The organism is Actinophytocola glycyrrhizae (assembly GCF_042653545.1).
Classification (GTDB): Bacteria; Actinomycetota; Actinomycetes; order Mycobacteriales; family Pseudonocardiaceae; genus Actinophytocola; species Actinophytocola glycyrrhizae.
Map to the genome: position 1 here is coordinate 22,443 of NZ_JBHSIS010000007.1, position 11,725 is coordinate 34,167.

At 70.0% G+C, this 11,725-nt stretch carries 13 protein-coding genes; 5 read left to right on the top strand and 8 right to left on the bottom strand.

What is annotated here, in order from left to right:
• Positions 1-72 precede the first annotated feature (72 nt).
• Complete coding sequence (locus ACFPCV_RS16075; protein ID WP_378056978.1) at positions 73-201, top strand: hypothetical protein; 129 nt, start codon at positions 73-75, stop codon at positions 199-201.
• Positions 202-523: 322 nt separating this feature from the next.
• On the opposite strand, the gene ACFPCV_RS16080 is transcribed toward ACFPCV_RS16075, so the two are convergent.
• The 5 genes from ACFPCV_RS16080 to ACFPCV_RS16100 all read right to left on the bottom strand — a co-directional run bounded on the left by ACFPCV_RS16080 (position 524) and on the right by ACFPCV_RS16100 (position 6,501).
• Positions 524-1,384, bottom strand: a complete 861-nt coding sequence (locus tag ACFPCV_RS16080; protein ID WP_378056979.1) for an SAM-dependent methyltransferase — start codon at positions 1,382-1,384, stop codon at positions 524-526.
• Positions 1,385-1,495: 111 nt separating this feature from the next.
• Entirely contained in the window at positions 1,496-2,995 is a 1,500-nt protein-coding gene (locus ACFPCV_RS16085) for a serine/threonine-protein kinase (RefSeq protein WP_378056980.1), read from the bottom strand.
• A gap of 59 nt (positions 2,996-3,054) precedes the next feature.
• Entirely contained in the window at positions 3,055-3,243 is a 189-nt protein-coding gene (locus ACFPCV_RS16090) for a hypothetical protein (RefSeq protein ID WP_378056981.1), read from the bottom strand.
• Between the two features lie 150 nt (positions 3,244-3,393).
• Complete coding sequence (locus tag ACFPCV_RS16095; protein WP_378056982.1) at positions 3,394-3,978, bottom strand: dihydrofolate reductase family protein; 585 nt, start codon at positions 3,976-3,978, stop codon at positions 3,394-3,396.
• 213 nt (positions 3,979-4,191) lie between these two features.
• Positions 4,192-6,501 (bottom strand): M20/M25/M40 family metallo-hydrolase, encoded by a 2,310-nt coding sequence (locus ACFPCV_RS16100; RefSeq protein WP_378056983.1) that lies wholly within the window; start codon positions 6,499-6,501, stop codon positions 4,192-4,194.
• A 381-nt stretch (positions 6,502-6,882) separates the two neighbouring features.
• Between ACFPCV_RS16100 and ACFPCV_RS16105 the strand changes: the two genes are divergently transcribed.
• The 3 genes from ACFPCV_RS16105 to ggt all read left to right on the top strand — a co-directional run bounded on the left by ACFPCV_RS16105 (position 6,883) and on the right by ggt (position 9,366).
• Complete coding sequence (locus tag ACFPCV_RS16105) at positions 6,883-7,197, top strand: DUF4333 domain-containing protein (RefSeq protein ID WP_378056984.1); 315 nt, start codon at positions 6,883-6,885, stop codon at positions 7,195-7,197.
• A 59-nt stretch (positions 7,198-7,256) separates the two neighbouring features.
• Positions 7,257-7,493: a hypothetical protein gene (locus ACFPCV_RS16110; protein WP_378056985.1), complete on the top strand. Its 237-nt coding sequence runs from the start codon at positions 7,257-7,259 to the stop codon at positions 7,491-7,493.
• 73 nt (positions 7,494-7,566) lie between these two features.
• Positions 7,567-9,366 (top strand): gamma-glutamyltransferase, encoded by a 1,800-nt coding sequence (gene ggt, locus ACFPCV_RS16115; RefSeq protein ID WP_378056986.1) that lies wholly within the window; start codon positions 7,567-7,569, stop codon positions 9,364-9,366.
• A 217-nt stretch (positions 9,367-9,583) separates the two neighbouring features.
• On the opposite strand, the gene ACFPCV_RS16120 is transcribed toward ggt, so the two are convergent.
• Positions 9,584-10,540 (bottom strand): hypothetical protein, encoded by a 957-nt coding sequence (locus ACFPCV_RS16120; RefSeq protein WP_378056987.1) that lies wholly within the window; start codon positions 10,538-10,540, stop codon positions 9,584-9,586.
• A gap of 126 nt (positions 10,541-10,666) precedes the next feature.
• Between ACFPCV_RS16120 and ACFPCV_RS16125 the strand changes: the two genes are divergently transcribed.
• The gene (locus ACFPCV_RS16125; protein WP_378056988.1) at positions 10,667-10,807 is read left to right on the top strand and encodes a hypothetical protein; all 141 of its coding nucleotides are present in this window, start codon (positions 10,667-10,669) and stop codon (positions 10,805-10,807) included.
• Positions 10,808-10,975: 168 nt separating this feature from the next.
• On the opposite strand, the gene msrB is transcribed toward ACFPCV_RS16125, so the two are convergent.
• Positions 10,976-11,395: a peptide-methionine (R)-S-oxide reductase MsrB gene (gene msrB / locus ACFPCV_RS16130; protein WP_378056989.1), complete on the bottom strand. Its 420-nt coding sequence runs from the start codon at positions 11,393-11,395 to the stop codon at positions 10,976-10,978.
• Positions 11,396-11,412: 17 nt separating this feature from the next.
• Positions 11,413-11,724 (bottom strand): hypothetical protein, encoded by a 312-nt coding sequence (locus ACFPCV_RS16135; RefSeq protein ID WP_378056990.1) that lies wholly within the window; start codon positions 11,722-11,724, stop codon positions 11,413-11,415.
• Between the last annotated feature and the right edge of the window lies 1 nt (position 11,725).

The window sequence follows — 11,725 nt, forward strand, 5'->3', positions numbered from 1 at the left end:
TACGGGGTATCGGGGTCACGAGCTCTCGGGTGCGGACCGGCACCGGTGAGGAGTCCGGAACGGAGGGACGCGATGGCGCAGACACCGGTGATCGAGGACCAGGGCACGCCCATCTTCGACGCGCTCGCCGCCGAGGTCGGCTTCGAGTGGGGCGGCTGGTTCGACCAGAAACCCGAGGCCGACGCCGGGCACGACGGGTGACGGTCGGGTCGGACCCGGGCTTGTGGACCTGCCCGCGCGTGTGCCGCGCCATCCGGCGCGAGGCGTAGAACACGGCCGGCTACAGGGGCCAGCAGGGTTCTGCCAGGCGAAACCGGCTGGAGCTCGTTGCCGCCGGTAGCTGTCGTGCCGCTCGTGACGTCTCCTGAGTCGGACAGAGCGGAGCCGCCGGTCGGTCGGCGGCGTTTCTGTTGATTTCCTGCCCGTAGCACAGCGGGCGGGTTCGACGCGCCTCCGGCGACCGGACCTGGGTCCCCTCGACCGTTCTCCCGTTGGAGGCTGAGTGGCGCCGCGGCTCTCGTCGCTACGGTTTGCGCCCCACGCCCCCGACGATGCAGCGAGCAGCCCCACTGAGACCGCCGATCCTGGGCCCGTCCGGCCACCATTCGGCACACACCGAGAGACCGGGCGGGTCCTGGGCGTTGGGGGCGACCATCTCGAGACCATCGACCATCGCCATGACCTCCGCCCTGGTGCGGAACCGGCCCGCGCCGATCGGCCCGTTGACGAGGACGTCCTCCACGCGCTTGGCGATCGGCGTCAGCTCCGGGGTCTCCGGGTCGATGAAGTGCGAGAACACCACGTAGCTGCCGGGGGCGAGCGCGTCGATGTACTCACGCATGATCCGCGGTGCCGCGGCGTCGTCACAGACGTAGTGCATGGTGCCGACCAGCAGCAGCACGACCGGCACGGTGAAGTCGATGGTGGCGCGCACGGTCTCGTTCTCGACCACCCGCCGCGGCTCGAAGATGTCCGCGTCGACCATGCGGACGCGGAAGTCGTCCTCGAGCAGCGCGCGCCCGTGCGCGAGCACCACCGGGTCGTTGTCCACGTACACGACCCGCGCCTCGTCGTTGTGGCGCTGCACGATCTGGTGGGTGTTCTCGGCCGTCGGCAGGCCCGAGCCGCAGTCGAGGAACTGGCCGATGTCGGTTTGCGTGAGGAAACGGCAGGCGCGGTTGCGGAACCCGCGGTTGCCGCGCGCGAGATCCGCCGCTTCCGGCACGGCCGCGGTGATCTCGGCCATGACCTGCCGGTCGACCTCGTAGACGACCTTGCCGCCCAGGAAAGCGCCGTACACGCGGGCAATGCTGGGCCGGGTCGGATCGACCCCGACCGGGACCTGGCTCGGCGAGGCCGAACGCGACGTCGAATGCGATGTCATCGGGGCAAAAGAGTAGCCGCGCGATCACGCCGCTGTGGCTCTGGTCACTCGGTCGGGCGAAGTGAGCGAGCGACCAAACGGGCCCGGTTGGTGCTCACCCGGACCGTCCCGCTAGGCGGGGTTGCTGGACAGGACCGCCTGCGAGTCGATCAGCCACGTGCCGTTCTGGTTCAGCATGGTGTACCGGTGGCGCTCACGAGTGCGGGTGCCGTCCGTGAACGCGTAGAGGACGGTGGCCTCGACGGTCGTGGGGCCGGTGGTGGCGATCTCCGACGCGGACACGGAGCTGACGCGGCCCCACCAACGGTCGTAGCTCGCGCGGCCCTGGGCCTGGTACCCGGGGCTGAGACGGTTCCACCCCTCGGCGCGGCTGCCGGGCATCATCGCGTAGTAGGCGGCGATCGCGGCGCCGGGATCCGCGGGCTGCTGCGGGGGCTGCTGCGGGGGCGTGGTCGTCGTCGTTGTCGTGGTGGTCGTCGTCTCGGTGGTCTCAGTGGGCTCGGTGGTCTCTTCCGAGGCCGGGGGCTCCTCGGAGGTGGTGGTCGGCGCGGTCGTCCGCGTGGTCTCCCCGGACGGCGCGGCCGTCGAGGGGGTGCCCTCGCGGTTGAGGAGGGAGGTCACCAGTGCGGCCGCCACCGCCACGACGACGAGGACGGCCGCGAACAGGACGGCGCGCCCACGTCTGCCGGTGCGGTCGTCGGGCGGCGGCGGAGCGGACGGTGCCATGGCGGCGGTGGACTCGGCGGCGGCGGACTCGGCAGCGGCGGGCGCGGCTGCCGCCGCTGGCGCGACCGCGGTCGGTATCGGGGTTTCGTAGGTGACACCGGCGAGCGCGTCCCTGGCCTGCACCATCGTCGGCCGCTGCTCGGGGTCCGGGTTGAGCAGCCACATCAGCACGTCGGTCAGCGGCCCGGCCTTCGTCGGCGGCGTGATCGCGCCGGACGCGATCCGGTACAGCTGCGCCATCGGGTTCGAGTCCTTGCCGGAAGGCGGCTCACCCTCGACGGCCGTGTACAGCGTGGCACCGAGCGAGTACACGTCCGACGCGTACGTCGCGGGGTTCCCTTTGGCCACCTCGGGCGCGAGGTAGGCGGGGGTGCCCGCGAACGTGCTGGTCAACGTCCCGGCGATGTCCTCTGCGACCCTGGCGATCCCGAAGTCGGTGATCTTGACCGTGCCGTCCTCACCCACGAGGACGTTCGCCGGTTTGACGTCCCGGTGCACCACCCCGGCCTCATGCGCGCCGGCCAGCCCGGCCGCGGCCTCCGCACCGATCCGCGCGACCTCTTCCGGCGGCAGCGTCCCCAGCCCGGACAGGCTCGTGGACGGGAGGTACTCCATGATCAGGTACGGCTGGCCGCCGTCCTGGACCACGTCGAACACGGTGATCAGCTGCGGATGCTGCAACCGGGCCGCGATCCGCCCCTCCCGCATGGTGCGGCGGATCATCTCCTCACTCTGCGAGGAGGTCAGCTCGGCGGGCACGAGCACCTGCTTGACCGCGACCTTGCGGTGCAGCCGCTCGTCGTAGGCCTGCCAGACGACCCCCATGCCGCCACTGCCGAGCCGTTCGGCCAGCCGGTACCGGCCCGCGATGATCTGCTCGCTCATTGCTCTCCGTCTCGCGCTATTCCCCCTATGGATAGCACGAGGCCACAGGACGGAAACGACTACTGCATGCGCGGGGCGGGTACGTTCGGGAACGGCTCGGCGGCACTGAGTCCGAGCATGTCGAGCAACTCGGCACAGTCGTCGGCGTCCCGGGCCAAGGACGCGACCGCGACCACGGCACGCCTGCGCTGGTCGGCAGACAGATCGACAGCGGTGAGCTGATAGTCGAGGACTTCTTTGGTAGGCATGCCCGCCCTGTACCCGCCCACGCCCCAAGCCAAACCGTCCCACAGGTGCTGTCGGTGACGTGTACCGGGTGGCCGTTCCCATGGCCTGGGTCACGGTGTTCCCCGGCGCCCACATCGGCTTCGGGAACGGGGGGAAAGCGGTGTCAGGGCTCAGCCATGCAGCGTTGGCCGGTAGATGAGCTCCTGGATGCGGCCGTCGAGGGTGCGGCTCTCGATCAGCTCCAGGTCGAAGTCGGCGGCGTCGCGGAAGATCTGGTCCGCTCCGGTCTGGCCGGAGATCACCGGGAAGACCGTCACCTGGACGCGGTCGACCAGCCCCGCGGCCATCAGCGACCGGTTCATCGACAGGCTGCCGTGTGACCGCAACGGCACCTCGGACTCCGCCTTGAGCCGGGCGACGACGTCGACCGCGTCGCCGCTCACGAGGGTCGCGTCCGGCCAGTCGAGCGGTCCCCGCAGCGAGGTCGACACCACGGTGGTCGGCACGTTCCTCATCCGGGTGTTCACGGGGTCGTTCACCTGCGACTCCTCGGTGCTCGGGCCCAGCACCTCCACGAACTGCCGGAAGGTGTTGGCCCCGAGAACCATCCGGTGCTCCTCGCTGTACACGGCGAGGCGGCGGTCGAGAAACTCGGGACCTTGCTTGCCCCAGTAGCCGCCCCAGTCGCCGTTGCTGTTGTAGGAGCCGAAGCCGTCGAGGGTGGAAAAGACGTCGAAGGTGTAGGTGGTGGCCATGATGCTCTCCTCGGGTGCGGTTGATCCGGTGAGGAGACCGACCGGGAACGGCGCCGGTCTCTCACCTGGACAACGAACGGGCTCGACGCCGTTCGACACCATCGCGAAATCTGAAGGCGTACGTCCGGACGCGGTCCCAGGGCTCGGCCGCCAGGGTGGCGACAGGCACCGTGGTCCCCCGAGCGTCATACGCCGATCCGCGGGGCTGGGTCGTTACAGGGTGTAGGTGCGGGCCACCGCGGTCACGTTGCCGTCTTCTCTTGTGCTCGGGGTTGCCGAGTTGGGGATCGGGGTGGTGTCGGGGAGGCCTGCTGTGGTGTCGATGGCTGTCAGCCGGGGGTTGGGGGCTGTCGTCCTGATGGTGAGCGTGACGCCTTCCGCGGGGAGGTCCTGGAAGCGGAGTTCTGTTGGCCACGTGTCCTTGCGGGTGCCCGTGACGGGGGTTGTCGCGGCGTTCGTGCCCGGCACCCTGGCTGTCGCCCTCGTTATCGGTTCGTTCAGCCTCAGGGTGATCGACCTGGCGTTGCGGGGGGAGCGGATGTGGAACGTGATCTCGTCGTTGTTCTTCGTCACGTTCGTCAACTCTGGGCCTTCCGCGTTGATCGCCGGTGCCGGGCCGGTCCACACCGGGCCTCGCTGGTAGCCCTTCGGCAGGGCGTCTGTGTTCCGGGAGTCGACGTGGGTGGCAGCCCAGTCGCCGGGAGTTCGTTCTGCGCTCACCCACGTCGCTTCGCCGGTGTCCGCGTTCAGTACGTAGGCCAGGTGGGTCGGGGCCGGGTGGGCGGCATCGGGCCGGTCCACTGCCAGGCCTGCGGCTACCAGGGCTGCGCTTACCAGTAGTGCCGCGGCTGGGATGGCCTTCGTGGTGTGGCGGCCTCGGGATTTCGCGGCGGAATCGGGTCCGATGCCGGGGAGGAGCAGTTCTGTGGCCGGTAGCAGCAGCAGGCCGAACAGGACCGCGAACGTCGCGCCCACGCCTGCCAGTGACAGGCCTACCGCGCCCAGCAACATGTAGGCGAAGTACGGGAGCAGCGCGCTTCCCGCTATGGAGCCCACCGCCAGTGCCGCCACTGACCACTGTGGACGCGGTGCAAGCAGGGCCACGGTCGCGCCGAGGGTTGCCATCAGTGCCGGGATCGTGAACAGGAACGACGCACCTGGTGCGTATGCGGCCAGCGCAGTGCCCAGCAGGGCGTGCCACGTCAGGCCGCCGAGTGCCAGAGCGGTCGAGCCCAGACGGCGGCGTAACAACAGGTACCACGTCAGCAGTGCCACCACCGCCATCAGCATGACCGCCGCGTTGAACAGTGCCGGGCGGTGCAGCAGGCCGCCGCCCGTCTCGTAGGACGGTCGGGCCCACGTCAGCACCGTCCACACCAGCTGGCCCAGACCGAACGCCACCGCCAGCGGTACCGCCGCTGTGGCCGCCGCGAGTGCCGTCCTGCCGACGGTGGTCAGCCCGCGGCGGGTTGCCAGCCACGTCAGCAGGGCCACGAGCAGCAGCGCCACCACCGCCAGCGGCCACACCAGTGCGTTGGGGTAGCTCACTTTCATGCCCAGCAGGTCGAAGTAGGTGTTGTCGTGGTCCGCGCTCATCGTGCGCAGGTCGGCGTCGCCGAGGGCGCGGGTCAGCGTCAGCATGTTGTCGCCGTGGTGTTGCAGGCTGCCCCGGTCCAGGTTGGCCAGCGAGTCGCCTGCCGTGTGATACCGGGCCGCGCCCTCGATGTAGGCGAAGTTCAGGCCGCTGAAACCGGCCTCCGCGAACCGGGTGAAGTCGGTGTTGTTCGGCAGCACCCGGTACACCTCGACCATCGACGAGTCGCCCCTCGGGTGCGGGACCGTGTCGTTGAACAGGTCCACCAGCCGCGCGTTGTTCTGGGACGTCTCGAACATCAGCGAGGGGCCGCTGACGCCACGTGCCTCGAAGTTCAGCACCACGCCGTCGCGCCGGCCGAGTGGGTGTTCACGCAGGAACGCCTCCGCACCGAGCAGGCCGTGCTCCTCGCCGTCGGTGATCAGCAGCACGACGTCGTTGCGCGGCCGGTCACCGGTGCGCAGCGCACGCACCGTCTCGAGCATGGCGGCCACCGCCGCGCCGTCGTCGGAGGCGCCAGGCCCCTGCGCCGCCGAGTCGTGGTGCGCCGCCAGCACGACCATTCCCGACGGGTCGGTGCCCGGCAGCGTGGCGATGATGTTGTCCACCCGGCCGAACGTGGCCAGTCCGTCCGCCGTGTAAACGCCCACCGCGTGCTGCACCGCCACCGACAGGCCCGCGGCGCGCAACTCGTCCGTCAGGTAGCGCTCCGTGCGTTCGCCTGCGGGACTGCCCATGGGGCGTGGCTCGCGCGCGAACTGCTCCAGGTGGCGCATCGCCCGCTCGGCGCTGAACGTCGAGGGCACGGCCGACGCCGGTTCCGGGGCCACGCCGCGCTGGAGCAGCGCGGCACCGGTGATCACCCCGGCCGTCACCAGGAGGAGCACCAGACCGGCCACGGCGCGGCGGGGTGTGTCGAGAAAGGTCACGAAGGCGACAGTAGGCGGGCAGGGCGGGCAGCGTAATGATGACGGCCGTAACGATTCACTGTGGTGATCAGCAGTAGTGGAACGCGTCTACGCCGTCGACCTGCCCGAGGGAACCGCCGCACGACCGGTGACCGCGCGCCGCGCTTCGTGTTCCGGTCCGCCGGGCGGCGTCGACCTGGACTGTCCACATCGGCCTGTCCGGCGCCGGTTCTGGTTGCGGTTGCCGGGAAGGACGCCTGACGTTCCTCTGCCCGTACTCTGCCCGTACCGCACCCGTACCGAACGCCGCCCACGGATCGACCGGTCGCCGCGGCACCGCTAAAGTCCCGTCGCGGTGGACCGAGTGAGGAGACCGTGCGGATGATTCGGGCTGTTCGAACGATGTTGGCGGGAGTCGTCTGCGCGGTACCGGCCCTGACGGGCTGCTCGGTGAGCGTGGAGACCGAGCCGGAAGCGGTCATCACGGAGGAAGTCCTGGAGAAGGGCATCGCCGACGCGCTGGAGAAGTCCGTCGGGCAGCGGCCGGACTCGGTGGAATGCCCCGGCTCGATCAAGGCGGCGGCGGGGGAATCAGTCCGATGTGAACTGAGCGCTGGTGCCGACCGGTACGGGTTGACCGCGACCGTGTCCTCGTACGACAAGGACAACGGCAACGCGGACTACGACATCGAAGTGGACGACGAACCGGCCGGTTAGCCTACAGAGAAGGAACAGCCAATGACAGGCACATCCCAGGAAGCCGGCGCGGGGGCCGCATGAGCGGCATCGGGAAGTGGAGCCTCGGTGTCGGTGCCGGGCTCATCGTCGTGGCCGTGCTGTGTTCGGTGCTGGCACAGGTCCCCGCCGCGGTGATCACCGGCATTCTGGGCCTGGTCGCGGTCGGCGTCGCCGGGTACGACGCGATCTACTACTGGCTGGACCGGGTCCAGAAGCGCCGTCGAGCGGCCAGGTCGCGCCAGGAACGGGAACGCGAGGCCCGCGAGGGCCGCTGAGCCGTTGTGCCGGGCGGGCCGGGCCGGTAAGACATTGGCGGTACGAACACCCTGCGCCACGAAAGAGGTCGGTATGCGAACACGCAGGATCGGGTCGGCACTGTCGGTGGGGGTGCTGCTCGCCGCGGCACTCACTGCCGGTGTCGCCCCCGCGGGTGCGGAGACAACCGGTGAGCGGCCGTTGGCGGTCGGGCGGGACGGCGCGGTCGTGTCCGACACGCTCGAGTCGACCGAGGCCGGGATCGCGGTCCTGCGCCGGGGCGGCACGGCGGCCGACGCCGCGGTCGCGGTCGCGGCGACACTCGGTGTCACGGACCCGTTCGTGGCGGGCCTCGGCGGTGGCGGCTTCTTCGTGCACTACGACGCCCGCACCCGCAAGGTCTCGACCATCGACGGCCGGGAGACCAACCCGATGGCCGGCGACGAGACGATGTTCATCGACCCGGCGACCGGCCAGCCCTACCCGTTCGACCGGGCCGTGACCAGCGGCCTGTCGGTCGGTGTGCCCGGCATGCTGGCGACGTGGGAACGCGCGCTGCAGCGATGGGGCACCCGCGACCTCGGTGAGCTGCTCCGGCCCGCGATCAGGGTCGCGGAGGACGGCTTCCTCCTCGACGACGCCGTTCGCCGCCAGATCGTCTCGAACGCCGAACGGCTCGCCCAGTTCACGTCCAGTGCCGAACTGTTCCTCCCCGGCGGTGCGGTGCCCGAGGTCGGCACGCTGATGCGCAACCCGGACCTCGCCGACACCTACCGCGAGATCGCGGCGCGCGGCACCGACGCCTTCTACTCCGGCCCGATCGGCCGCGACATGGTCGATGCGGTGCGGACGCCGCCGCTCGCGCCGGACGCCACCATCGACCCACCGGCCGGCCTGATGACCGAGGCCGACGTCGAGGCCTACCGCACGATCGACCGTGCCCCGACACACGTGCGCTACCGGGGCTACGACGTCTACGGCATGGCTCCTGCCTCCAGCGGTGGCATCACCGTCGGGGAGGCGCTGAACATCCTCGAACGGTTCGACATCTCCGGGATGGACCGGGCGCAGGCCCTGCACCACTACCTGGAGGCCAGCAGGCTCGCGTTCGCCGACCGGAACCGCTACATCGGTGACGCGGACTTCGTGGACGTGCCGCAGCGGCAGCTGCTCTCGGACCGCTACGCGCGACAGCGGGCCTGCGAGATCGACCCGGCCGCGGCCGGTGTCAGCCCCGTCGCGCCAGGCAACCCGTTCGGTGGCGGCGCCTGCAAGCAGACCGGGACGGCCACGCCGAGCAAGCCGGAGGGCACGCACACCAACCACTTCGTGGTCAGCGACCGGTGGGGCAACGTCGTCTCCTACACCAACACCATCGAGCAGCTCGGCGGCAGCGGGATCGTCGTGCCGGGTCGCGGTTTCCTGCTCAACAACGAGCTGACCGACTTCAACTTCGCGCCGACCCAGGGCGACGCGCCCGACCCGAACCTGCCCGCGCCCGGCAAGCGGCCGCGCTCGAGCATGTCACCGACGATCGTGCTCCACCACGGCAAGCCGTTCCTCGCGGTCGGCTCGCCGGGCGGGTCGACGATCATCACGACCGTGCTGCAGATCCTGGTCAACCGGATCGACCTCGGGATGAGCCTCCCCGAGGCGATCGCAGCACCGCGTGCCACCCAGCGGAACACACCGACGACGCTGGCCGAGTCGGGGTTCATCAACGCGCCGACCGGCGCGCGGCTGGCCGCGCTGGGACACACGTTCACCACGAGCACGGGTATCGGCATCGCGGCGGGCCTGGAGTTCGGGCCACGCGGCCTGGTCACCGCCGTCGGCGAGCCGACCCGGCATGGCGGCACCTCCGCGGCCGTCGTACGGCCCGCCCGCCGGTGAGGCCAAGGAGGTAGCCGGGCAGGGCCGCCCTGGCTCGCGCGAGCGAGCAGGGCGGCCCTGTTCATTTGTCCTCGCCGGACGGGCAGGTCCCGGGATGGCAGGGAGTCCGTTGGTCGGTGGGCTTGCGCCACCGTCAGGGTCGCGCGGGCAAGGCCCGCTTCGCGGTCGGGCGCGTAGCTCCCTGCACGACAGAACCCACTGGTCACACCTGCGCCGATCAAGGCCGTCCACGCCTGAACCGTCCGGTCCAGGCACGGAACCGTCCCGGCTTCCTGTGGTCCTCGTCGGGTGGGACTCGCACGGCCATCAGCTCGTCGACGACGTCCGCGACCTCTCGGCCGTCTCCCGGGTCGATGGCGCCGGCGATCAGGATCTGGGCCGCCTTGCCCAGCATCGAGCGCCGGTCGTGGTGGTCGATCACCTTGCCGCCGGCGGCTCCGATGTGGCGCAGGCTGAGCCCCTGGGCCATCCCGGTCAGCATCATCGTCAACTCGTCGAGGGAGATCCCCGGGCGCAGCGAAACACCGCGCGCCGCGAGGATCTCCGCGTACACGTCGCGCCAGTAGCCAAAGGAGTGCCTGTACACGCCGTCGAGCGCCTCCCTGATCTGCTCGTGGAAGTCGGCCAGGCCGGTCACCAGGTACTGGAACCGCGCCGAGGTTTCGTCGGCGTACACGACTTTCATGTCCTCGTAGGCGACCTTGTCCACCGCGACGCTGAAGGCCGCCGCCTCGCGCAGCTCGGCACGTGTCGCTTCGTCGAGCATCCCGTCGGTCAGCGAGTACCGGTCGCGCAGGGCGTACCGGACCAAGTCGCCCATGTACAGGGCAAGAGTGCGCCACCGATCCTTCATGGTGCCGATCGAGGGCCTCGTAGCCGCCTTCGTCCAGTCGGGCGGCGTTCCGAAGAGCGCGCGAGCGGTGCGCTCGTCGTGCCGCGCCTCACGAAAGATCAGCTCCGCCTCGTTGGCGATGTTCTCCCGCGTCAGCGTGCACAGCGGGCGGTGCATGTGCTCCTCGCCCACGAAACCCAACAGCTCCCGCTCGGCCAGTCGTCGGCCGCTCTCGAGGCACGCCCGGGTCACCGGGCTGTTGGCCAGCTTCCGGCCGGTGAGCAACCTGCCGCTCTTCGTCCGCACATTGATGGCCACGTCGTCCAGGGGACCGTCATACATGGTGACGGAGTATCCCGGGCCTTGGCCCGAAACTGTTCCTCCGCTCGGGAGGAACGGCGCGGAGTACCAGGTCAGCGTGTTTCCGGGTTTCCTGTGCTCACCGATTACCACAGAGAGGTGACTACGTTGAGCAGGCACTCCCGCAAGCCCCGGCGACAGTCGCGGTTCGTCCTCGTGTCGCAGGTCTGCCTCGTCGTGCTGCAGCTCTGCCTCGCCCTGACCGAGAGCGTGGACGCGATCACCAGGTTGCTGGGCGACCTGTGGTGAACGGCCAGGTCGGCACAGGTCCGGACTCCTTCAGCGCGTGTGCGCTCGACAAGCGCCGGTGCGAGACGAGGCCTCATGCGGGGGCTCGTGGCGATGTTTCCGTCGACAGCAGGAGGCGCGGCTGTCGTGCGGGTGCCTGCCGTCCTTCGACGTCGTCGGCGGGACGTGTCAGTCGTCGTCGGAGACGAGGCGCAGGGAGATCGAGTTGATGCAGTAGCGCTGGTCGGTCGGGGTGTCGTAGCCCTCGCCCTCGAAGACGTGGCCGAGGTGGGAGTGGCAGTTCGCGCACAGGACCTCGACGCGGCGCATGCCGAGCGTGCGGTCCTCGCGCTCGACGATCGCGTCACCGGCCAGGGGCCCCCAGAACGACGGCCAGCCGCAGTGCGACTCGAACTTCGTGTCGCTGCGGAACAGCTCCGCTCCGCAGGCGCGGCACTCGTACACGCCGATCTTCTTCGTGTCGGTGTACTCGCCCGTCCACGGACGTTCGGTGCCGGCCTCGCGCAGCACCGCGTACTCCTCCGGCGTCAACTGCTGACGCCACTCCTGCTCCGACTTCACCACACGCGGCTGCTGCTCGGTGTCCATGCCTTCCAAACTACGCGTCAGCGGGTGAACGTGTTGACCACGAACACAAGCGCGTCCCATGCGGTGATGGTCACACCGAGCAGGATGAGCAGCACGAGGATGGCCGCCATGAGCTTGTAGTGGCCACCGAGGCGGTTGGCCGAGTCGGCGAAGTCGCCGACGTCCGACAGGTAGCCTTCGACCGTGTAGCTGGGCCGCACCTGCTGCTGGCGCTCCAGGTGCCGGGCGAACGCCCGCGTCTCCGGGTCGTCCGGGTCGAGACCGATCAGCTCGTCGTCGATCGGTTGCGACCCGTTCTCCGGTTCGTCCGGATAAGCGGTGGCCGCCATG

Excerpts from the sequence above, each read along its gene's own strand:
- ACFPCV_RS16075 (WP_378056978.1), top strand. The coding sequence starts at position 73 with ATGGCGCAGACACCGGTGATCGAGGACCAGGGCACGCCCATCTTCGAC.
- ACFPCV_RS16080 (WP_378056979.1), bottom strand. The coding sequence starts at position 1,384 with ATGACATCGCATTCGACGTCGCGTTCGGCCTCGCCGAGCCAGGTCCCG.
- ACFPCV_RS16085 (WP_378056980.1), bottom strand. The coding sequence starts at position 2,995 with ATGAGCGAGCAGATCATCGCGGGCCGGTACCGGCTGGCCGAACGGCTC.
- ACFPCV_RS16090 (WP_378056981.1), bottom strand. The coding sequence starts at position 3,243 with ATGCCTACCAAAGAAGTCCTCGACTATCAGCTCACCGCTGTCGATCTG.
- ACFPCV_RS16095 (WP_378056982.1), bottom strand. The coding sequence starts at position 3,978 with ATGGCCACCACCTACACCTTCGACGTCTTTTCCACCCTCGACGGCTTC.
- ACFPCV_RS16105 (WP_378056984.1), top strand. The coding sequence starts at position 6,883 with ATGTTGGCGGGAGTCGTCTGCGCGGTACCGGCCCTGACGGGCTGCTCG.
- ACFPCV_RS16110 (WP_378056985.1), top strand. The coding sequence starts at position 7,257 with ATGAGCGGCATCGGGAAGTGGAGCCTCGGTGTCGGTGCCGGGCTCATC.
- ggt (WP_378056986.1), top strand. The coding sequence starts at position 7,567 with ATGCGAACACGCAGGATCGGGTCGGCACTGTCGGTGGGGGTGCTGCTC.
- ACFPCV_RS16120 (WP_378056987.1), bottom strand. The coding sequence starts at position 10,540 with ATGTATGACGGTCCCCTGGACGACGTGGCCATCAATGTGCGGACGAAG.
- msrB (WP_378056989.1), bottom strand. The coding sequence starts at position 11,395 with ATGGACACCGAGCAGCAGCCGCGTGTGGTGAAGTCGGAGCAGGAGTGG.
- ACFPCV_RS16135 (WP_378056990.1), bottom strand. The coding sequence starts at position 11,724 with ATGGCGGCCACCGCTTATCCGGACGAACCGGAGAACGGGTCGCAACCG.